A 20,418-nucleotide genomic window follows, 5' to 3' on the forward strand; every position below is an offset into this window, starting at 1 on the left:
AAGTGATGACAACCAGAAGAAAGTTTCTAACCACCGGCGCGGTGGGTGCGGCGGCTGCGGGGCTTGCAGCCCCCGCCCTCGCGCAAACCACGCCGATCAAATGGCGCATGCAGACCTATGCCGGGCCTGCACTGGCCGAACAGGTCGTGGATGCTTCCATCAAGACCTTCAACGAAATCGCCGATGGCGAGATGGAGATCGAGCTGTATTACGCCGACCAGCTTGTGCCCACATCCGAGTTGTTCCGCGCCATGCAAGCGGGCACGATCGACGCGGTGCAATCGGATGACGACTCGATGGCCTCGCCCACCGAAGTCACCGTGTTTGGTGGCTATTTCCCGTTCGGTCTGCGCTATTCGCTGGATGTGCCGACGCTGTTTAACGAATGGGGTCTCAACGAGATCTGGGACGAGCAATATTCGGCTGTCGGTGTAAAGCACATCTCGGCAGGCTCGTGGGATCCGTGCAACTTCGCGATGAAGGAACCGGTGAACGCGCTGGCCGATCTGAAAGGCAAACGCGTGTTTACCTTCCCGACTGCGGGGCGTTTCCTGGCGCAATTCGGCGTCGTGCCGGTGACCATCCCGTGGGAGGATGTCGAGGTCGCGCTGCAAACCGGCGAGCTGGACGGCGTGGCATGGTCGGGCATCACCGAGGATTACACCTCGGGCTGGGGCAAGAACGCGCCCTATTTCCTGACCAACAACATCTCGGGCGCGTGGATCGGGCATTTCTTTGCCAATATGGAGCGCTGGAACGCGGTGCCGGATCGGCTCAAGACGCTGATGAAGACCTGCTTTGATCAGTCCCATTACCATCGCCAATACTGGTATTGGTCGGGCGAGGCCAAGCTGCGCGTCGAGGGCACCGAAATGCAGCTCACCACGATTCCTGATGCCGAATGGAAACAGGTCGAAGATGCCGCCCATAAGTTCTGGGATGAAATCGCCGCCGAAAGCCCGCTCAAGGCCAAGGTCGTTGATATCTTTAAGAAATACAACGAAACGATGGGCAAGGCAGGCCCGCCCTACCGCTATGGCTAAGTAACAACCGGGGGCGCGTCGGGGGAAATTTCCTGGGCGCGCCCTCTTTCCCATCCGCAGGCCCTTGCCGAGCGCGCCGCCGCGCGGCACTGTCGCGCAGCCTGCTGACCACCCGGAGGATTCCATGCCCGCCAAGTTCTCATTCGATGCGCTCAAAAAGGCTGTCAAAGCCAGTGAGATCGACACCGTGATCGTCGCCCTGATTGATATGCAGGGCCGTCTTCAGGGCAAGCGGTTCCACGCCGCGCATTTCGTCGCCAGCGCTTGGGAAGAAACCCATTGCTGCAACTACCTGCTGGCCACCGATCTCGAGATGGAAACCGTGCCGGGCTATGAGGCCTCTAGCTGGGAGCGCGGCTATGGCGATTATGTCATGAAGCCCGATATGGAAACGCTGCGCCTGATCCCGTGGGTGCCCGGCACCGCCCTGGTGTTGTGCGATCTGCTTGATCATCACGGCACGCCCGTGCCCCACGCCCCCCGCTCGATGTTGAAATCGCAGATCGCGCGCGCCAAGGCGTTGGGGTTTGACGTGATGATGGCAACCGAGCTGGAATTCTTCCTGTTCGAGGAAAGCTATCCCGAACTGTTTGACGCGGGCTATCCCGACCCGACCCCCGTCGCGCGCCACAATATCGACTACTCGATCCTCGGGAATGCGCGCACCGAACCCGCGCTGCGTGACATGCGCAATGCACTCTATCATGCGGGGATTCCGGTGGAATGCTCCAAGGGCGAGGCAGAGCGCGGTCAGGAAGAGCTGAACGTGAAATACGCCGCCGGGCTTGAGACCGCCGACATGCATGTTCTGGTCAAGCAATGCGCCAAAGAGATCGCCCAGCAGCACGGCTATTCTGCGACCTTCATGGCGAAATATCACACTGACAAGGCAGGCTCGTCGAGCCACGTCCACCAATCGCTTTGGAAAGGTGGCAAGAACGCGTTTCATGACGCCGATGCGCCCCATGGCATGTCAGACCTGATGCGCCATTTCCTTGGTGGGCAGTTGAAATACGCCCGCGACATCACCTATTTCCTCGCCCCCTACACCAACAGCTACAAGCGGTTCTGCGAGGGGCTGTTTGCCCCCACCAAGGCGGTCTGGTCGCTTGACAACCGCACGGCAGGTTTCCGCATTTGCGGCGAAGGCACCAAATCCGTGCGCGTGGAATGCCGCATTGGCGGATCGGATTTGAACCCCTATCTGGCCTGCGCGGCGCTGCTGGCCGCTGGCCTTGCCGGGATTGAGGGCGAAATCGACCCCGGACCAGAGGCGGGGGGCGATCTCTACAAAGCGGGCGATGTGGTGGATGTGCCCAAATCCCTGCCCGAGGCCGCCGATGCGCTACAGGCCAGCGACATGCTGCGCGCCGCCTTCGGCGATCAGGTGATGGCCCATTACACCCACGCCGCGCGCTGGGAAATTCGCGAACAAAACCGCGTCGTGACCGATTGGGAACGTGCGCGCGGCTTTGAACGCGCCTAAGACTTTGCCAATACGCGGGCAAATTGGCCCGCAAGGAGACCCCATGTCAAAAGTGATCGAATGTATCTCGCCCGTCGATGGGCAGGTCTATGCAACGCGTGAAACGCTCTCGCACCCCGATGCGCAAATGATGGTCGCGCGCGCACGTGCCGCGCAACCCTCTTGGGCCGCGCGCCCGCTGGCGGACCGTATCGCGCTGGTTCAGGCCGGGATTGCCGCGCTCAACGAGATGAAAGATGTCGTCGTCGAAGAGCTCGCTTGGCAGATGGGCCGCCCGACCCGTTACGGCGGCGAATTTGGCGGCATGAACGAGCGCGCGAACTACATGATCTCGATTGCCGAAGCCTCGCTTGCGCCGATGGTGATCGAAGACAGCGCCACCGCCCTGCGCCAGATCGCGCGCGAGCCGATGGGCGTCGTGGCGATCATCGCACCGTGGAACTACCCTTATATGACGGTGATCAACTCGCTGGTGCCGGCGCTGATTGCGGGCAACACGGTGGTGCTGAAACATGCCACGCAAACCCTGCTGGTGGGCGAACGTATCGCCGAGGCCTTCCACGCCGCCGGCATCCCCGAGGACGTGTTCCAAAACGTCTTCCTCTCTCATGACGTGACCGAGACGCTGCTGGGCGAGCGCGCCTTTGATTTCATCAACTTCACCGGCTCTGTCGGCGGTGGTCGTGCGCTGGAAAAGGCTGCTGCTGGCACATTTGTCGGCATGGGGCTGGAACTCGGGGGCAAAGACCCCGGCTATGTCGCCGACGACGCCGATCTGGACGCCGCCGTCGATGGGCTGATGGATGGCGCGCTGTTCAACGCCGGTCAGTGTTGCTGCGGGATTGAACGTATTTACGTGCATGAAAGCCTGTATGACGCCTTCGTGGGCAAGGCGATTGACTGGGCGAGCAAGCTGAAACTCGGCAACCCGTTTGAGGCCGATACCACGCTTGGCCCGATGGCCAATAAACGCTTTGCCGAGGTCGTGCGCGGTCAGGTCGCGGATGCGATCAACGAGGGCGCGCAGCCGCTGCTGGACCCGGCGATGTTCCCCGCCGATGACGGGGGCGCGTATCTCGCGCCGCAAATCCTCATCAACGTCAATCATGAGATGCGGGTGATGCGCGAAGAAAGCTTCGGCCCCGTGGTCGGCATCATGTCGGTCAAGAATGACGAAGAGGCGATCGCGGCGATGAATGATTGCCAATATGGGCTGACCTGTTCGCTCTGGACCTCTGATGCAACCCGCGCCGAGGCGATTGGTGCACGGCTGCAAACCGGCACCGTGTTTATGAACCGCTGCGACTATCTTGACCCGGCCTTGTGCTGGACGGGCTGCAAGGAAACGGGCCGGGGTGGCTCGCTGTCGGTGCTGGGCTATCACGCGCTGACGCGCCCGAAATCCTACCATCTCAAGAAGGTGACGAAATGAACGCTCCCACTGCGAACTGGTCCTATCCCACCGCGATCAAATTCGGCCCCGGCCGGATCGCGGAACTGGCCGATCACTGCAAATCCGCCGGAATGGCCAAGCCGCTATTGGTGACCGACAAGGCGCTGTCCACCCTGCCGATCACCGCGCAAGCCCTTGATATTCTTGCAGCCGCAGGGCTGGGCCGCGCCGTGTTCAGCGAGGTCGACCCGAACCCGAACGAGAAGAACATGGCCGACGGCATCGCCGCTTACAAAGCAGGCGAGCATGATGGCGTGGTGTGTTTCGGCGGCGGCTCGGCGCTTGATCTGGGCAAGATGATTGCACTGATGGCGGGCCAGAAACCGGGTCTCAGCGTCTGGGATCTTGAGGATATCGGCGATTGGTGGACGCGTGCGGATAGCGACGCCATCGCCCCGATCATTGCGGTGCCCACCACTGCTGGCACCGGGTCCGAGGTTGGGCGCGCAGGCGTTCTGACCAATTCAGAGACCCACAAAAAGAAGATTATCTTCCACCCGAAACTGTTGCCCGTCGTCACGATCTGCGACCCTGAGCTGACCGTGGGCATGCCCGCCTTCATCACCGCAGGCACCGGAATGGATGCGCTGGCCCATTGCCTTGAGGCCTATTGCAGCCCGCATTACCACCCGATGAGCCAGGGTATCGCCCTTGAAGGGATGCGGCTGGTGTTTGAAAACCTGCCCCGCGCCTATGCCACGCCCAATGATCTGGACGCGCGGGCGCAGATGATGTCGGCTGCTGCCATGGGCGCTGTGGCGTTCCAAAAGGGGCTGGGTGCGATCCATTCGCTGTCCCACCCAATCGGCGCGGTTTATGGCACCCATCACGGCACGACGAACGCGGTGGTGATGCCGATGGTGCTTGATTTCAACCGTGCTGAGATCGAAGATCGCATCATCCGCGCAGCTGCTTACTTAGGCATTGCGGGCGGGTTTGACGGCTTCAAGGCGCGCATTCTTGCGCTGCGCACCGAGCTGTCCATCCCGGAAAACCTGACGGCAATGGGGGTTGACCCGGCGCGTCTGGATGAGCTGACCGAAATGGCGCTGGAAGATCCGTCTTGTGGCGGCAACCCCGTTGAAATGACACGCGAAAACACCCGCGCGCTATTTGCGGCCTGTATGTGAGTTTGGGCGGACCCGGCGGCTATCATGGACGCACTAAGCCGCCGGGTCGCTTACCCGACCGGGGACGCGCCGGTCACACGGAGATCGGCTGAGGGCAGCGGGCTTTCTTGCGCCGCGACCTTCGCCCCTCCGTTTACAAAGGCGCTGACCACGGCGCCATGCGCGCGGATCAGAATCGCTACATTCGGGTCATCAGACCGGGTCTCGGCCACGATCTTGCCCCATGTCTTCTGCGTGCCTCCCACCGTGCCCACGCCGTTTTTGACCAAGTTGGGGCACTCTCTGAGACATCGGTCCCTCGCTACGTAATGTTATCTTATTTCACCCATTTTCCGCAGATCATTTAGACAGATTGCCGCAGCCCCTGATCGCGCCACAACAGGCGCGGCAAGGATGCAACCCTGCCACAAGAAACACCGATCCGGTCCCCGCCGCGCTCGCAAAGCTGTGTGATCTCGTCTAGGAAGGACGCAAGAGACGCAGTGTTTTGAGGGAAGACGCATGAAACGGATCACAGGTGGTATCGCAAGTGCTGCGCTTTTGGCTGGAATGGGGTTTGCCCAAACCGCCCATGCGCAGGATCAACTTGCCTGGAGCATCGGCACGCTGGGCGCGCCCGGCGTCATCGACACCCCCACCGCCGAGAGTTTTCGCGATGGTGAACTTGTCGCCTCTGTTTCGGGCTATTCCGATAGCCAGCGGGCCAATTTCTCATTCCAGATGTTCCCGCGCCTGACCGCCACTGTCCGCTTTTCGCGCGAAAAGGGTCTGGGCGTTGGCGGCGATACCCTCAAGGACCGCAGCTTTGATCTGCATCTGCAACTGCTCAAAGAGCAGGGTTGGCGCCCGGCCTTTGCCGTTGGTCTGCGTGATATGTTTGATAACGGGTTTTATGCCTCGGAATATCTCGTCGCGAGCAAGACGATCACCCCGCGTCTGCGCGCCAGCGTGGGCTGGGGCTGGGGTCGGCTTGGGTCTGGCGGATCGGGGGGCGGCACGCGCCCTGCCCCGTCGCGGTCGGGCGGGCTGAACAGTGACACTTGGTTCAAGGGGCCCTCGGCACCCTTTGCCTCGGTGATCTGGCAGGTGAGCGATAAGATCGCGCTCAAGGCCGAATATAGCGACGATGATTACGCCGCCGAAACCGCCGCAAACGGGTTTGACAACAAGACCCCGCTGAATTTCGGCGTCGATTACAAGATCAACAACATCGCCTCGGTGTCGGGCTATCTGCTGCATGGCTCCAAGGTTGGCTTCCAGTTCAATATCGCGCTGGATCCGCGCCAACCCGCCGCCCCCTCGGGGCTGGAGCGCGCGCCGATTCCGGTCGCCCCGCGCCCGTCGCGCGCCAGCAATCCGCAAGCCTATGCCACCGATTGGGCGCAAGACCCGACCGCGCAACCCGCGATCCAGAAATCCATCGGCGATGCGCTGCAAAAAGACGGTCAGGTGCTAGAGGCGATGAAGCTCACGCCCACCAGCGTCGATCTGCGCATCTCGAACGAGACCTATCGCGCCAATCCCCAAGCCATCGGTCACGCCGCGCGCATCGCCAGCCGCGCCCTGCCCGCCTCGGTCGAGACGATCAAGGTCACCTTGATGGAGCGTGGCATGCCGGCCTCCACCACGGTGCTGAAACGCTCTGACATCGAGCGGCTGGAAAACGGCCCCTCGACGCAGATCGCCGCCGTTGCGAAAATCGGGGAAAGCGAGCGCGGCAACGCAGGCTTCGTGACGACCCCCGGCGTCTATCCGCGCCTGATGTGGGGCATTGCGCCCTATCTGGAACTGTCGCCCTTTGATCCGGCCAACGATCTACACGCAGATCTGGGCGTCACACTCAGCGGGCGCTATGAACTCGCGCCCGGTTTGGTCATTGCCGGGGCGCTGCGCCAAAAGGCGATCGGCAATCTTGATACGAACCCGAAAACCTCAACCTCGACCGTGCAGCATGTGCGCAGCGATATTTATGAATATCAGCGCCACGGCGATCTCACGATTCCCTACCTGACCATTGCCTCTTACGGGCGGCCCGCAAATGACGTCTATTCGCGCGTCACGGTCGGCCTGCTTGAACGCATGTATGGTGGGGTTTCGGGCGAATTGTTGTGGAAACCTGTCGATAGCCGCCTGGCGCTGGGGGCCGAGGTCAATCTCGTCAAGCAACGCGATTTCGATCAGCGATTCTCGTTCCGCAACTACTCCACCGCGACGGCCTTCGTTTCGGCCTATTACGACTTTGGCAACGGGCTGACGGGCGAGCTGGATGTCGGGCGCTATCTGGCGCGCGATTTCGGCGCGACGATTTCGCTGGATCGCGAGATGGCCAATGGCTGGAAAGTCGGCGCATGGGCAACGATGACCGATATGTCTGGCAGTGATTTCGGCCCCGGCAAGTTCGACAAGGGCATCCGCCTGACGATCCCGCTGGGCTATGCGACGGGCATGCCCTCGCTCAAGAGCTTCTCGACCATGCTGCGCCCCTATGTCGGCGATGGCGGGGCACGCGTGAATGTCGATGGCCGTCTGTATGAGGCGCTGGATGGCAGTCAGCAGGGCGGGCTATATCGCGACTGGGGGAGGTTCTGGCGATGAGCCAAGCTCCCCTTCGCGCGCTCGCGCTGATCGCTGCCCTTGGCGCGTGCAGCCATGACAGTGCCGGCATTCAGGAAAAGAAATCGGGCGGGGTGAAAATGGTCACCTCGGCGCTGGGTCAGGTGCTACCGGGCAAAAAGAAGGCTGCTGCCGCGGCACCCCAAGACCCCAACGCGCTGGCCGCCGCCGCGCTGCAATCGCTGCAAGGTCCGGTTATCATGGTCACATTCGAGGCCAGCAAAGCCGCGACCGTGGCCGCGATGCGCGGGCAAAACGGCACGATGCGTACCTACCAGACCCCTGATCAGCGCGCCTTCGTGCTGCGTGGCGGGTTGCTGGCGGGCACGCGCGGGTTTGGGCGCGACCTGATGTCGGCGGATACGACTGCCGCAGGCGCGCTGATCCGCGCCGCCAAGGCTGGCACCGCGCCGCGCGTCTATCGCTATCTGGATGGCGATGGCGAGGAACGCCCGCTGCCCGTTTCCTGCACGATCACGCCGGGCGATATGGTGCAACAGGGCCCCGTGAGCGCCCGGCAGGTCGCCGAACATTGCGAGGGCTCGGGTGTGCGCCTTGATATGAGCTATCTGGTTGCGGGGGGCACGATTTTGGCCTCACGGCAATGGGTTGGCCCGGCACTGGGCTATGTTGCGATCCAACAGTTGCGCAACTAACCCGCCCCCGAACGAAGCGCGCCAAACACACGAAAGCCCCCGATTTCGGGGGCTTTTTTCGTGCCATTTCGATCTGTGCATCACCGCTGCCCATCGGGCTGCCACGGCAGATAAAAAAAGACCGGAGCTTGCGCTCCGGCCTTTTCTAGTTCAGTCGAAACTGAACTTAGTTGTTGGACGCTGCAACAGCGACTGCAACCAGCAGCAGAACCGGGATGATGATCCCTGCGTTCGAAGAGGACGACTGCTGAACCACAACGGGCTCGGGCTCGACGACCGGCGCGGTGTAACCACCAGCGAAAGCAGCGGAACCAGTGAGGCCGAGGGCCAGGGCGATAGTAGCGATTTTTTTCATAGTAATCTCCGTCATTACTGATAGGAGCCGCCTCCGTATGGCAGCATCGTAGGCGAGATTTGCATAGGTTCACGGCCTTTTAAAGTATAAAACCCGGGCTCTCTTCTGGGCAGAGGCTAACTGTTGCACTTTAGCACGGATGTGGCGTTAATAGCGCAAAACCGGGGCGCTCGCGGCCATTTGGAGGGCTCAAACTGCCTCCGCTCAGTCCGAAATCTCGTAGAAATTTCGCGGCCTTGCTCGAATCTGGCGAATCTGCACCCTACGCGGCGAGAATCACCCGGGCAAAACACAAAGCCGCAAAACGAATCAAATTTCAGTCAACGGATTCGCCCCCACCGCGCGGCAAGCGGGCAAAAACTTGGCCCACCCGCCGCCGCCGCTGCGCTACAGCCCCAAACAATAGCGCATCACCGCCTTTTGCGCGTGCAGACGGTTTTCCGCCTCGTCGAAAATCACCGATTGCGGGCCGTCCATGATCGCGCTGGTGACCTCATCGTTGCGATGCGCAGGCAGGCAATGCATGAACAAAGCGTCCGGATTGGCATGCGACATCAACTCTTCGTTGACCTGATAGCCCCGCAACTGGTTGTGGCGACGCTCTTTGGCCGATTCCGGGTCATGCATCGACACCCAGGTGTCGGTCACGATCAGATCCGCCCCCGCGACGGCCTTGACCGGATCGCGCTCGATCACGGCCTGCACGCCTTTGGAACGCGCGAACTCCAGCCATGCGGCTTCGGGGTCCAGCGGCGGCGGCCCGGTGAAGGTGAAATCGAACCCGAACTGCCCGGCGGCATGCAGGAACGAGGCGCAGACATTGTTGCCGTCCCCCGACCACACCACTTTCTTGCCCTTGATCGGGCCGCGATGTTCCTCGTAGGTCATCACATCGGCCATGATCTGGCAGGGATGGGTGCGATCCGTCAGCCCGTTGATCACCGGGACGCTCGCATATTCAGCCATCTCCAGCAGGGTTTCTTCCTCAAACGTGCGGATCATGATCAGATCGACATAGCGGCTGAGAACGCGCGCCGTGTCGGCAATCGTTTCGCCATGGCCAAGCTGCATATCGCTGCCCGACAGCACCATCGTCTGCCCGCCCATCTGGCGCACGCCGACATCGAAACTGACCCGCGTGCGCGTCGAGGGTTTTTCAAAGATCAGCGCCACCATGCGCCCTGCCAGCGGCTGCTCGTCATCGGGCGCGCCCTTGGGGCGGTCTTGGCGGGCCTGCTTCATTGCGATGCCCTGATCGATCATTGCGCGCAGCGCGGCCGGGTCGGTTTTGTGAATGTCGAGAAAATGGGTCATGGGTTCGTCTTTCGTGGTGGGTCGCCGGGGACTGTCTGCCCGTCGCCGATTGGAGCTTGAACCATTGGCGCGCCAATCGACAACTCCGAGGATATTTCGATCAAGAGGAAGATCAGGATTCAAGTTGCGTGGCGGCGGCGTCGAGGCGTTTGACCGCCTCTGACAAATCCGCCTCAGATATATTGAGCGCAGGCAGCAGGCGCAGCACATTGTCGGCTGCAGGCACTGTCAGCAGGTTTTGGTCATAGGCGGCGGCGACCAGATCGGTCGGAGCGCGCTTGCATTTCAGCCCCAGCATCAGCCCGACACCGCGCACGCTTTCAAACGTATCGGGGTGGCTTGCGACGAGCCCTTCGAGTTTTTGGCGCAAGAAGCCCGCCTTGGCGTTGACCTGATCGAGAAACGCCGGATCCGAGACGATCTCCATGACCTTAGTGCCCACTGCACAGCCCAGCGGGTTGCCGCCATAGGTCGAACCATGCGTGCCCGCGGTCATGCCGCTTGCAGCCTCTTCGGTGGCCAAGATCGCGCCCAGCGGAAAGCCCCCGCCGATGCCCTTGGCGACCATCATGATGTCAGGCGTCACGCCCGCCCATTCATGCGCGAATAGCCGCCCCGTGCGCCCCATGCCACATTGCACCTCGTCAAAGATCAGCAGCGCGCCGGTGCTGTTACACAGATCGCGCAGCCCCTTGAGGCATTGATCGGGCACCGGGCGGATGCCGCCTTCGCCCTGCACTGGTTCAATCAGGATGGCGGCGGTTTTATCACTGACAGCGGCGTGCAGCGCGTCGTGATCGCCCCAAGGCAATTGCGTGAAACCGGGCAGCAGCGGGCCAAAGCCCTTCACCATTTTCTCGGAATGGGGCACCGCCGATATCGCGCCGGTCGAGCGGCCATGAAAGGCGCCGTCAAAGGTGATGATCTCAACCCGATCCTCCCCCTTGGAGGACCAATATTTGCGCGTCATCTTGATCGCAAGTTCCGCAGCCTCGGTGCCGGAATTGGTGAAAAACACGGTATCGGCAAAGCTGTGCTCGACCAGCGCATCCGCCAGCGCCTGCTGTTGCGGGATCTGGTAGAGGTTGGAGACATGCCACAGGTTTTGCGCCTGCTCGGTCAATGCGGCTACCAGTCCAGGGGCGGCATGGCCCAGCGCATTCACCGCGATCCCTGCCCCCATGTCCAGATATCGGCGCCCGTCTGCCGTCTCCAGCCAAGAGCCAGCACCTTTGACAAATGCCAGCGGCGCGCGATTGTAAGTGGGCAAAACAGAAGGGATCATCCTGTTGGTCTCCGGGAAAAAGAAGGCCAAGGGGTGCATCAGGCATAAAGCGCTGTCAACACTCATGGCCTTCGGGTCAACGATTTGGGGATGTGGCAACGCGCCACGGCAGATCGGACGTCAGGCGCTAAGGCGGCGACGTCGGCGGGCAGCGATATGGCGGCACATTGTGATCATGGCGCTGGCATTACGCCGGGTCGGGGCGGATGTAAAGACAGATTCGCGCCCCGTTTCGCCCCGATCAGGGCTTCATGCGATAGCCCGTGCGCAGCCAATACCAGCCCAGCCCCAGCACGAACACCAAGGCCGGACCAACCACCAACAAGCCCTGCCATGGCGGCGCATCCGACACGCCCAGAAATCCGAAGCGCGCACCATCAATGAGGTAAAAGACCGGGTTGTAATGGGTGAGGATCTGAAACGAAGGCGGCAGCGCCTTGGCCGAGTAAAACGTCCCCGACAGGAACGACAGCGGCGTGATGATGAAGTTGGTGATCGCGGCCATCTGGTCGAACTTATCGGCGAACACGGCGGCCAAAACCCCCAAGCCCCCCATAAAGACGGCCCCCAGAACGACCCAGGTTAACGCCCAAAGCGGATGTGCAACCCCTTGGTCCAAAACGATAAACAACCCGATCCAAATCACGACCGCCACCAGCAGAGCGCGCGCGACCGCCCCCACCAGATAGCCCGCCAATATCTCCCAAGGGGCCAAGGGCGGCATCAAGGTATCCACGATATTGCCCTGCACCTTAGCAATCACGATCGAGCTTGAGGTATTGGCAAACGCGTTCTGGATCACCGTCATCATCAAGATGCCCGGCGCGATGAAATGCAGGAAATCGACCCCCATCACCGGCGCGCGCCCCTTGCCAAAGGCCAGCGCGAACACCGTCAGGAACAGCCCGGCCGTGATCAGCGGGGCAAGCACCGTTTGCTGCCACACAGCCATGAACCGGCGGATCTCGCGCAGCCCCAGCATTTGCAAACCCAGCCAGTTCACCGCCCCAAAACGGCGCACACCTAATTCTTGCATCTCGGCTCTCCTCATCTCAGGGCTCACCTAGCACGCGAACCGGCGCTGTCCAACGCGGACTGCCATGAAATGGCTTGGGCACGCGCCCTTGAAAATCGGCCTGCGCGATTGTATCTGTGCGCCTTACCGCTAGAATGCGCCTTGCACGCATCCCTGCGCCCGCCCTTTTCGGGCCCCCTGCGAAATGAGAGGCTTCCCATGTCCTGGACCGACGAACGCGTAGATCTGCTCAAGAAGATGTGGTCCGAGGGCCAATCCGCGAGCCAGATCGCCAAGGAATTGGGCGGCGTGACGCGCAATGCGGTGATCGGCAAGGTGCACCGGCTGGGCCTGTCCAACCGTGCCGGTGGCGCGGCTGAACCCGCCAAGCCCGAGGCAAAGGCCGAAAAGACCGAGGCCAAACCCGTCAAGGCTACCGCCGAATCCAAGGCCGAGGAAAAGCCAGCCGTAGCGACGCCCGCGCCTGCCGCAGCGGCTCCGGCAGCAGCTGCAACAGCGCGCCCCGAGCCCACCGCCGCGCCGATGCGCAGGGCGATCATCCCGGCAGGCCAACCCTTGCCGCCCCAGCCCTCGGCCAATGAAATTGACCCCGCCGCACTTGCCAAAGTGGGCGAAGTGGAAAAACACGCCAAGAAACTGGGCCTGATGGAGCTGACCGAGCGCACCTGCAAATGGCCGATCGGTGACCCTGCGACAGAAGAATTCTGGTTCTGCGGCCTGCCCAGCCAAGCAGGCAAGCCCTATTGCGAGGCCCATGTCGGGGTTGCCTTCCAGCCGATGAGCGCCCGCCGGGATCGTCGCCGCTAAGGCAATCGCGACCGTCGCTGCTAAGACGCATCACACCGATAGAAAAAGGGCGCCCCGCGAGGCGCCCTTTTGATTTCAAGACGACAGTAACGCCGAGCGCTTAGAATTTCCGCGTCCAGCCAACCGAGACTGAGAATTGCTCCATACGCAGCTTGACCGTGTTGCCCGTCGGCCCGCCCGGCGTCATTTCGGGGCCGCTCACGGTTTGAGGCACGACATAGGCCAGCGAGAAATCCAGCTTGTCGCGATCATTAAGCCGCTTCGTGCCGCCAAAGCTCAGGTGATGCTTGACGATCCCCGGCGCGAGCACGTTGAACGTAACATCCTCGGGGCCGACAGGGTTTGTCGCATGCGCATAGCCCGCACGCCACGTCATATCGGGGCTTTGCTGCCATTCCGCACCGATGCGCACCACGTCCACATCATCCCAGCCAAAGCCCGATCCCCCCTTGGAACCAAAGGGCGACGTCGCCGTGGTTGAATTGGCAACGGCAGGCACGTTGGAGTAGAAGATACGCTGATAATCCAGCATCAAGGTGATATCGCTGCGCGGCCTGAACGCGAGACCCACACCCAGCGTGGCGGGGATGTCGAACTCTCCACCATTTTCGAACAAGCCAGCATATTTCTTGAATTTGCTCATCTTGAACTTGGTCTGGCCAGAGACACCGATGGTGAGTTGGGGGTTGATTTCATATTGGAAACCCGCGCGCAGACCGATGCCATAGCTCATATCATGGCCGCGATCAGACAGGTTCGCGGGATCAACAGATAAGGCCCCAAACGGCGCAAGCCCCTTGGCCGAGAACCGCTGCACGGCGACTGTCGGCGCAACGCCCCAGCTGAAAGCACCGGTCTTTTGCGCATAGCCGACCGACAAGAACAATTGCGTCAGATCAACGCCCGCCGTGCCACCGCAGAACACGCCCGAAGCCGGGCCACAATTGGCGTTGGGCACATCGCGATAGGCGGTGTTCATCCCGCCATTGCCATAGGCCGCAAAGTTCACCACGGCACCATTGGCCAGCGGCATGTTGAACGCGGCATTGGGCACAATGAACCAATCCCGTCCGCTTTTCGTGGTGCCATCGGGCAGCAGACCCGGCGCGCCCCCCGAGACAGTAAACTCGCGCCGCGGCGAGAATATCTCGGTGCCCAAGGTCAACTCACGCCCCACTGTCGCCACCGAAGCTGGGTTGATCGCCGCCGACATCGCATCTTGCGAATAGGCGATACCTGCGCCCGCAACGCCGCGCTGGGCGGTGCCATAGGCCATTGCGAAATAGCCTTCAGTCGCGCTCGCCACCCCCGGAACCGCTGCGGCCAAGCATAGCGAAGCCATCCCCGCAAAACGGGTTTTCATCTTTCTTGTCATTCTACTCTCCCTTTGCGCTAGAGAATGTCAGAGTCGTGGTCTCCCTCCACGGCCCGCCCCAGCGAACGCCCAAAAAGCACGTCTTCAGATATTCAACTTTACTTATGTGACCTAAGGCAAGCCTTTTCTGGCCAAATTGCGCGCACAGTGGTGTCGGGGCTTTTCGCGCGCCCTCACGCAGTCTATATCGCGGGCATGAGCACCAACCCCCCGACTCTGCGCCCCGATCTGGCACCGCGCGCCCGCATCACCGACGCCCCCCGCCCCGGTCAGCCGGTGATCGGGATGGTTTCGCTTGGCTGTCCCAAGGCGCTGGTGGATAGCGAGCGCATCCTGACCCGGCTGCGCGCCGAGGGCTATGCGATCAGCCCCGATTACGCCGGCGCCGAGGCGGTGATCGTCAACACCTGCGGCTTTCTCGACAGCGCCAAGGCCGAAAGCCTTGAGGCGATTGGCGAGGCGCTGGCCGAAAATGGCCGCGTGATCGTGACCGGCTGTCTGGGCGCTGAGCCCGATTACATCACCGGCGCGCATCCCTCGGTGCTGGCAGTGACCGGCCCGCATCAATATGAACAGGTGCTGGATGCGGTGCATGTCGCTGTGCCGCCCGATCCCCACCCGTTCATCGACCTGCTGCCCGCGACCGGCGTGTCGCTGACGCCGCGCCATTACAGCTATCTCAAGATTTCCGAGGGCTGTAACCACAAGTGCAAGTTCTGCATCATCCCCGATATGCGCGGCCGTCTGGTGTCGCGCCCCGCCCATGCGGTGATCCGCGAGGCCGAGAAACTGGTCGAGGCGGGCGTGCGCGAATTGCTGGTGATTTCGCAAGATACCTCGGCTTATGGCGTGGATATCAAGCACGCCGAGGATCGCGGTCATCGCGCCCATATCACCGATCTGGCGCGCGATCTGGGCTCACTTGGCGCTTGGGTGCGGCTGCATTACGTCTACCCCTACCCGCATGTGCGCGACCTGATCCCGTTGATGGCCGAAAGCCATGCGAATGGCGGCGGCGTGCTGCCCTACTTGGATATTCCCTTCCAACATGCGCACCCCGATGTGCTCAAACGCATGGCGCGGCCTGCTGCCAGCGCGAAAACGCTGGACGAGATCGCCGCTTGGCGCGCCATCTGCCCCGATATCACCCTGCGCTCGACCTTTATCGTGGGCTACCCCGGCGAAACCGAGTCCGAGTTCCAATATCTGCTCGATTGGATGGATGAGGCGCAGCTCGATCGCATCGGCTGTTTCCAATATGAAAATGTCGATGGCGCGCGCTCCAACGCGCTGCCCGATCATGTGCCAGATGAGGTCAAGCAAGACCGCTGGGACCGCTTCATGCAAAAGGCCCAAGCCATTTCCGAGGCAAAACTACAGGCCAAGGTTGGTACGACCTGCCAAGTGATCGTCGATAGCATTGATGGAGAGGGCGCCACCTGCCGCACCAAATCCGATGCTCCCGAAATCGACGGCAACCTGTTCATCGACGAGGGGTTCGAGGGCCTTAACCCCGGCGATATCGTGACGGTCGAAGTGGATGAGGCCAGCGATTACGACCTGTGGGGGCGGTTGCTGTAAGGCCTAATTTCTTAAAAATTGAGCAATTGGCCTATCGCAATTTTGCTATTCACAGTATGTCGAGCGTTTCGAGTTGATCGCGGTCGTGCATGATGACTCCGTTGTTGGCACTGACGTCAAAGAATCCGACACCTGTCTCAATCGCCGCCGACACCACATCGCTATAAGCTTCCGCGCCAATTGCCCAAGCAAACCCCATGTAGATTGCATTTTCTGCAATAGAATAATCAGTCACGAATCTTTCGTCGAACTTAGCCTTAGGCGCGGGCTGTTTGCTCGCTGAGCCAAACAACTTGGCAAACAAGCCTTTGTTCGTCCTCGGTTCAACTTGTTGCGAAACCTCAAACACATAGGCTTCGGGCCCATTCATCGGTGGGTAGTAGACCCGTAGTCGATCATAAAACGCCTTCAAGTTTCCTGACGTTCCCTCTGACGAATTGTAGTTTCTGTTTTCTCCCCATTGCGTCAAATCCTTATACCACAACATGAATTCATCGCGATTTCGCGGAGCAACTTCAGGATCAAAAACAAGAAGATCGTAGCTCATATTATCTCACTTAAAATGAAAGCCTTTAAAATACGTTAATCCAGAACAATAGTGCAGACAAGAAAGACTGCAATCAAACGAACAGCAGCACTTTCCCACACAACCACCCCTCACGTCAGCCCTTCGGTGTCGATATGCACGACATCGCCGCAATGCTTGCAATGGATCGCATCGGCATCATGCAGGCTCAACCCGCAGGTCTGGCACGCGTAGCGCACCTTGGTCGGGCGAAACAGCACCTGCGCCAGACGCAAGAACAACGTCACGCCAAAGATCATGATCAGCACCGATAGCATCCGCCCCCATTCGCCCTTGGGGGTAATGTCGCCAAACCCGGTCGTCGTCAGCGTCGTCACCGTGAAATACAGCGCATCGGCGTAGTTGTTGATCTGGGGGTTGATATTGACCTGCGTGGCATAGATCAGCCCGGTCATCACAAACAGAAACACCGTCAGGTTAATCCCTGCCAGCACGACCTCTTCGTGGCGGCGGAAAAAGACGAAATCGCGCCGCAGCCGCGCCATCAGCTGATAGGTGTGCATCAGACGCAGCGTGCGCAGAATACGCAGGAACCCCAACCCCTCGCCCGCGATCGGTGCCAGAAACGAGATGATCGCCACGATATCCGCCATCGTCGCGACCCGCGTCCAGAACCGCCACTTACGATCCGAAATCGCAAAGCGCGCGACAAAATCGGCCACAATCACGACCCCGATCAGCGCATCGGTGATCTCGATCCACAAGACATGCGGGAAAAACGAGGTAATAATGACGAAGGCAATCGTCGTTAAATCAAAGGCCAACAATGCGTAGCGAAACAGATGCGCGCGCGCGCAATCAGATTCATAAAGCATCTTCAAACTGGCGATCATTGCGTAGCTCCGTCGGCATGTGCGTGCAAAACCGATAGCGGGTTTGCGCAGCGCTGGCAAAGCCCACGACCCCCAAGCCCGCGCACATCCCCCTTTACAGCATCTCGACGCAGCGCAAATCACGGAGCATCGCCGCCCCCCCCTTTCCCTATCCCCTGTTTCCGACTAGAACGCGCCCAAATCCCCTATTCCTACGAGGTGCACAATGGCGGCCTATCAATATGTCTATCACATGGATGGTGTCTCCAAGACCTATCCGGGTGGCAAAAAATGCTTTGAAAATATCCACCTGAACTTCCTTCCCGGCGTCAAGATCGGCGTTGTCGGCGTCAACGGCGCGGGTAAATCCACGCTGCTGAAAATCATGGCCGGAATGGACAAGGATTTTCAGGGCGAGGCCTGGGCCGCGAAGGGTGCCAAGGTTGGCTATCTCGCGCAGGAACCCGAGCTGGACGACTCCAAAACCGTGCGTGAAAACGTCATGCTGGGCGTCGCTGCGAAAACCGCCAAGCTGGAGCGCTATAACGAGCTGGCGATGAACTACTCGGATGAGACCGCCGACGAGATGGCCGCGCTGCAAGACCAGATCGACGCGGAAAACCTGTGGGATCTCGATTCCCAGGTCGATATCGCGCTTGAGGCCCTGCGCTGCCCGCCCGATGACGCCAATGTCGCCAACCTTTCGGGCGGCGAACGTCGCCGCGTAGCACTGTGCCAGTTGCTGCTCGAAGCGCCCGACATGCTGCTGCTGGACGAACCGACCAACCACCTTGACGCCGAAACTATCGCTTGGTTGCAAAAGCACCTGATCGAATACAAAGGCACGATCCTCTGCGTCACGCACGACCGTTATTTCCTTGACGACATCACCTCGTGGATTCTCGAACTCGAACGCGGCCGCGGTATTCCCTACGAGGGGAATTACTCGGCATGGCTCGAACAGAAAGCCAAGCGGATGGCGCAAGAGGCCCGTGAGGATAAGGCCAAGCAGAAGGTCCTTGAAAAGGAACTCCAATGGATCCGCGCCGGGGCCAAGGCCCGTCAGGCGAAATCCAAGGCGCGTATCGCGGCCTATGACAAGATGGCCGATGAGGGGGTCAAGGATCGCGTCGGCAAGGCGCAGATCATCATCCCCAACGGCCCACGTCTGGGTGGCAAGGTGATCGAGGTCGAGAACCTCACGAAACACATGGGCGATAAGCTGTTGATCGAGGATCTCTCCTTCTCGCTGCCCCCCGGTGGCATTCTGGGCGTAATCGGGCCGAACGGCGCGGGGAAATCCACGCTGATCAAGATGATCACCGGCGATGAGAAACCCGATAGCGGCACGATCACCATCGGTGACACGGTCAAGCTCGCCTATGTCGATCAGTCGCGCGACGCGCTCGGCGCTGATCACAACGTCTGGGAGGAAATCTCGGGCGGGGCGGAAATGATCGAGCTGGGCGACGCGCAAGTCGCCAGCCGCGCCTATGTTGGTGCCTTCAACTTCAAGGGTGCCGATCAGCAGAAAAAAGTCGGCCAGCTTTCGGGCGGTGAACGCAACCGCGTCCACATGGCCAAGCTGCTGAAATCAGGCGGTAACGTACTGCTGCTCGACGAACCGACCAACGACCTTGACGTCGAAACCCTGCAAGCGCTGGAAGCCGCGATCGAAGATTTCGCCGGCTGCGCGGTCATCATCTCGCACGACCGCTTCTTCCTCGACCGCCTGTGTACGCATATCCTCGCGTTCGAAGGCGAGGCCCATGTCGAGTTCTTCGAGGGCAACTTCGAAGATTACGAGGCGGATAAAATCCGTCGTTTGGGAGCCGATGCGGCAGAGCCCAAGCGTGTGAAGTATAAGAAGTTCACGCGGTGAGTTAAAATTTATCTTGAAAATAGAAAGCCCCGCCAGTGCGGGGCTTTCTCATATATGCTCGATGCCCAAGAAGCTGAGTGTATCAAAGGATGCGAGCTTTGCACTCTCGGTGTTTTTGTACACTCTAGGACTAAATTTACCCTTATCATTTGGGCCGATATGGATCACGTATTTGTAGCCATCGCCTTTTTGAAAAACAGTAACTCTGGCAAACCCACGCTTGATGGTCCAATTCCCTTTTTCGGACAGCTTCCAACCTTTTAATGTAGGAAACCGTCTTTTCCGCGAAGCGGCGTTTTTCATCTTTTTATCCCGGCTCTCCGCAACGGCATAGTTGCTTTCCATGTGCCCGGCACACTCACACCCACATGACAAAAGCTCCGGAACATCTGGATGAGACATGTAGTGGACATAGCGAATTGGTTGAGCCTCACACATTTCGCATGTTGCATCTGGCGAGCCGAGATCTTCAATATCTTCGCACTGCCATCCTTTATGCGGATACCCCGGTCTTGACCATTTCCCCCTATCCATCCTTCGTTCCCTCAAAAAATTTAACAAAAATTCGGCTCTGGGATGATCGACCTTAGAGGTACCAGCCATACTCAGAAAACCCGAACGTGGATTTTCGCATTATTTGATTCCTAAAAGAAAAACCTCAATCCCCCTCACGCAAAAACCTCACAACGCTCGCGTTTCTCTCTCCACACACCCAGCCCGTGCGACCAGCACGGGCCGCGCCCGACCTCCCCCAAGGGAGGGCGCATTGCGACACCACCGCAAATTCAAACGTCAGGGGATGCGGCACGATAAAGTGCATATCACAAGCGGAGCGAACGCCCACCCGAGGTCGGGCGCGGCCCTTATCGCGCTATGCGAACGTGCGCAAATTGCACGCGCCTACGCCGCGACCTGCGATTGCATGCCCCCCTGCGCGGCCACGCGCGGCGCGTTCGCCGGGGCATCCTTCCACCGGAAGGCCGCTTTCTCCCGGCTCACCCCCC

Annotated in this window: 18 protein-coding genes; 9 read left to right on the forward strand and 9 right to left on the reverse strand. The window is 60.3% G+C overall.

All coding sequences use genetic code 11. From position 1 onward, the window contains the following. Positions 1-5 precede the first annotated feature (5 nt). From QZ571_RS12905 to QZ571_RS12920, 4 genes are all read left to right on the forward strand, one after another. On the forward strand, positions 6-1,043 hold the full coding sequence (locus QZ571_RS12905; protein WP_295535463.1) for a TRAP transporter substrate-binding protein: 1,038 nt from the start codon (positions 6-8) through the stop codon (positions 1,041-1,043). Positions 1,044-1,167: 124 nt separating this feature from the next. Then, on the forward strand, positions 1,168-2,529 hold the full coding sequence (locus QZ571_RS12910; RefSeq protein WP_295535465.1) for a glutamine synthetase family protein: 1,362 nt from the start codon (positions 1,168-1,170) through the stop codon (positions 2,527-2,529). 43 nt (positions 2,530-2,572) lie between these two features. Further along, a complete protein-coding gene (locus tag QZ571_RS12915) occupies positions 2,573-3,961 on the forward strand; it encodes an aldehyde dehydrogenase family protein (RefSeq protein ID WP_295535467.1) in 1,389 nt (462 codons plus the stop codon). Beyond that, on the forward strand, positions 3,958-5,112 hold the full coding sequence (locus QZ571_RS12920; protein ID WP_295535469.1) for an iron-containing alcohol dehydrogenase: 1,155 nt from the start codon (positions 3,958-3,960) through the stop codon (positions 5,110-5,112). Before QZ571_RS12915 ends, QZ571_RS12920 begins: the two co-directional genes overlap by 4 nt. A 50-nt stretch (positions 5,113-5,162) precedes the next feature. Here the strand turns inward: QZ571_RS12920 and QZ571_RS12925 are convergent, their stop codons facing one another. Then, positions 5,163-5,381, reverse strand: coding sequence for a hypothetical protein (locus tag QZ571_RS12925; RefSeq protein ID WP_295535472.1), 219 nt, complete (start codon positions 5,379-5,381; stop codon positions 5,163-5,165). Positions 5,382-5,613: 232 nt separating this feature from the next. Here QZ571_RS12925 and QZ571_RS12930 point away from each other — a divergent pair, with 232 nt between their 5' ends. After that, entirely contained in the window at positions 5,614-7,707 is a 2,094-nt protein-coding gene (locus QZ571_RS12930) for a YjbH domain-containing protein (RefSeq protein ID WP_295535475.1), read from the forward strand. Continuing rightward, positions 7,704-8,381, forward strand: a complete 678-nt coding sequence (locus tag QZ571_RS12935) for a YjbF family lipoprotein (RefSeq protein ID WP_295535478.1) — start codon at positions 7,704-7,706, stop codon at positions 8,379-8,381. The genes QZ571_RS12930 and QZ571_RS12935 overlap by 4 nt, the downstream gene beginning before the upstream one ends. 166 nt (positions 8,382-8,547) lie before the next feature. Here the strand turns inward: QZ571_RS12935 and QZ571_RS12940 are convergent, their stop codons facing one another. From QZ571_RS12940 to QZ571_RS12955, 4 genes are all read right to left on the reverse strand, one after another. Beyond that, positions 8,548-8,736: a hypothetical protein gene (locus tag QZ571_RS12940; protein ID WP_295535481.1), complete on the reverse strand. Its 189-nt coding sequence runs from the start codon at positions 8,734-8,736 to the stop codon at positions 8,548-8,550. A gap of 387 nt (positions 8,737-9,123) precedes the next feature. Continuing rightward, on the reverse strand, positions 9,124-10,050 hold the full coding sequence (argF, locus tag QZ571_RS12945; RefSeq protein ID WP_295535483.1) for an ornithine carbamoyltransferase: 927 nt from the start codon (positions 10,048-10,050) through the stop codon (positions 9,124-9,126). A gap of 112 nt (positions 10,051-10,162) precedes the next feature. Further along, the gene (locus tag QZ571_RS12950) at positions 10,163-11,335 is read right to left on the reverse strand and encodes an aspartate aminotransferase family protein (RefSeq protein ID WP_295535486.1); all 1,173 of its coding nucleotides are present in this window, start codon (positions 11,333-11,335) and stop codon (positions 10,163-10,165) included. 241 nt (positions 11,336-11,576) lie between these two features. Further along, entirely contained in the window at positions 11,577-12,371 is a 795-nt protein-coding gene (locus tag QZ571_RS12955) for an ABC transporter permease (protein WP_295535489.1), read from the reverse strand. Positions 12,372-12,569: 198 nt separating this feature from the next. Here QZ571_RS12955 and QZ571_RS12960 point away from each other — a divergent pair, with 198 nt between their 5' ends. Continuing rightward, positions 12,570-13,178: a GcrA family cell cycle regulator gene (locus QZ571_RS12960; protein WP_295535493.1), complete on the forward strand. Its 609-nt coding sequence runs from the start codon at positions 12,570-12,572 to the stop codon at positions 13,176-13,178. Positions 13,179-13,278: 100 nt separating this feature from the next. Here QZ571_RS12960 and QZ571_RS12965 read toward each other — a convergent pair whose 3' ends face one another. Next, a complete protein-coding gene (locus QZ571_RS12965) occupies positions 13,279-14,553 on the reverse strand; it encodes an outer membrane protein transport protein (protein WP_295535495.1) in 1,275 nt (424 codons plus the stop codon). Positions 14,554-14,748: 195 nt separating this feature from the next. On the opposite strand from QZ571_RS12965, the gene rimO reads away from it, so the two are divergent. Next, complete coding sequence (rimO, locus tag QZ571_RS12970) at positions 14,749-16,134, forward strand: 30S ribosomal protein S12 methylthiotransferase RimO (RefSeq protein WP_295535499.1); 1,386 nt, start codon at positions 14,749-14,751, stop codon at positions 16,132-16,134. 49 nt (positions 16,135-16,183) lie between these two features. Here rimO and QZ571_RS12975 read toward each other — a convergent pair whose 3' ends face one another. Both QZ571_RS12975 and QZ571_RS12980 read right to left on the reverse strand, forming a co-directional pair. Beyond that, a complete protein-coding gene (locus tag QZ571_RS12975) occupies positions 16,184-16,681 on the reverse strand; it encodes a hypothetical protein (protein WP_295535503.1) in 498 nt (165 codons plus the stop codon). Between the two features lie 110 nt (positions 16,682-16,791). After that, complete coding sequence (locus QZ571_RS12980; RefSeq protein ID WP_295535505.1) at positions 16,792-17,553, reverse strand: potassium channel family protein; 762 nt, start codon at positions 17,551-17,553, stop codon at positions 16,792-16,794. Positions 17,554-17,758: 205 nt separating this feature from the next. Between QZ571_RS12980 and ettA the strand changes: the two genes are divergently transcribed. After that, positions 17,759-19,414 (forward strand): energy-dependent translational throttle protein EttA, encoded by a 1,656-nt coding sequence (gene ettA / locus QZ571_RS12985; RefSeq protein WP_295535508.1) that lies wholly within the window; start codon positions 17,759-17,761, stop codon positions 19,412-19,414. A 48-nt stretch (positions 19,415-19,462) separates the two neighbouring features. On the opposite strand, the gene QZ571_RS12990 is transcribed toward ettA, so the two are convergent. Further along, a complete protein-coding gene (locus QZ571_RS12990; protein ID WP_295535511.1) occupies positions 19,463-20,017 on the reverse strand; it encodes a hypothetical protein in 555 nt (184 codons plus the stop codon). Positions 20,018-20,418: the final 401 nt, after the last annotated feature.

This window comes from uncultured Thioclava sp., assembly GCF_913064665.1.
Classification (GTDB): Bacteria; Pseudomonadota; Alphaproteobacteria; order Rhodobacterales; family Rhodobacteraceae; genus Thioclava; species Thioclava arctica.

What these genes read in the sequence shown, in the direction of transcription:
- QZ571_RS12905 (WP_295535463.1), top strand. Translation starts at nt 6, where the DNA reads ATGACAACCAGAAGAAAGTTTCTAACCACCGGCGCGGTGGGTGCGGCG.
- QZ571_RS12910 (WP_295535465.1), top strand. Translation starts at nt 1,168, where the DNA reads ATGCCCGCCAAGTTCTCATTCGATGCGCTCAAAAAGGCTGTCAAAGCC.
- QZ571_RS12915 (WP_295535467.1), top strand. Translation starts at nt 2,573, where the DNA reads ATGTCAAAAGTGATCGAATGTATCTCGCCCGTCGATGGGCAGGTCTAT.
- QZ571_RS12920 (WP_295535469.1), top strand. Translation starts at nt 3,958, where the DNA reads ATGAACGCTCCCACTGCGAACTGGTCCTATCCCACCGCGATCAAATTC.
- QZ571_RS12930 (WP_295535475.1), top strand. Translation starts at nt 5,614, where the DNA reads ATGAAACGGATCACAGGTGGTATCGCAAGTGCTGCGCTTTTGGCTGGA.
- QZ571_RS12935 (WP_295535478.1), top strand. Translation starts at nt 7,704, where the DNA reads ATGAGCCAAGCTCCCCTTCGCGCGCTCGCGCTGATCGCTGCCCTTGGC.
- QZ571_RS12940 (WP_295535481.1), bottom strand. Translation starts at nt 8,736, where the DNA reads ATGAAAAAAATCGCTACTATCGCCCTGGCCCTCGGCCTCACTGGTTCC.
- argF (WP_295535483.1), bottom strand. Translation starts at nt 10,050, where the DNA reads ATGACCCATTTTCTCGACATTCACAAAACCGACCCGGCCGCGCTGCGC.
- QZ571_RS12950 (WP_295535486.1), bottom strand. Translation starts at nt 11,335, where the DNA reads ATGATCCCTTCTGTTTTGCCCACTTACAATCGCGCGCCGCTGGCATTT.
- QZ571_RS12955 (WP_295535489.1), bottom strand. Translation starts at nt 12,371, where the DNA reads ATGCAAGAATTAGGTGTGCGCCGTTTTGGGGCGGTGAACTGGCTGGGT.
- QZ571_RS12960 (WP_295535493.1), top strand. Translation starts at nt 12,570, where the DNA reads ATGTCCTGGACCGACGAACGCGTAGATCTGCTCAAGAAGATGTGGTCC.
- QZ571_RS12965 (WP_295535495.1), bottom strand. Translation starts at nt 14,553, where the DNA reads ATGACAAGAAAGATGAAAACCCGTTTTGCGGGGATGGCTTCGCTATGC.
- rimO (WP_295535499.1), top strand. Translation starts at nt 14,749, where the DNA reads ATGAGCACCAACCCCCCGACTCTGCGCCCCGATCTGGCACCGCGCGCC.
- QZ571_RS12975 (WP_295535503.1), bottom strand. Translation starts at nt 16,681, where the DNA reads ATGAGCTACGATCTTCTTGTTTTTGATCCTGAAGTTGCTCCGCGAAAT.
- QZ571_RS12980 (WP_295535505.1), bottom strand. Translation starts at nt 17,553, where the DNA reads ATGATCGCCAGTTTGAAGATGCTTTATGAATCTGATTGCGCGCGCGCG.
- ettA (WP_295535508.1), top strand. Translation starts at nt 17,759, where the DNA reads ATGGCGGCCTATCAATATGTCTATCACATGGATGGTGTCTCCAAGACC.
- QZ571_RS12990 (WP_295535511.1), bottom strand. Translation starts at nt 20,017, where the DNA reads ATGGCTGGTACCTCTAAGGTCGATCATCCCAGAGCCGAATTTTTGTTA.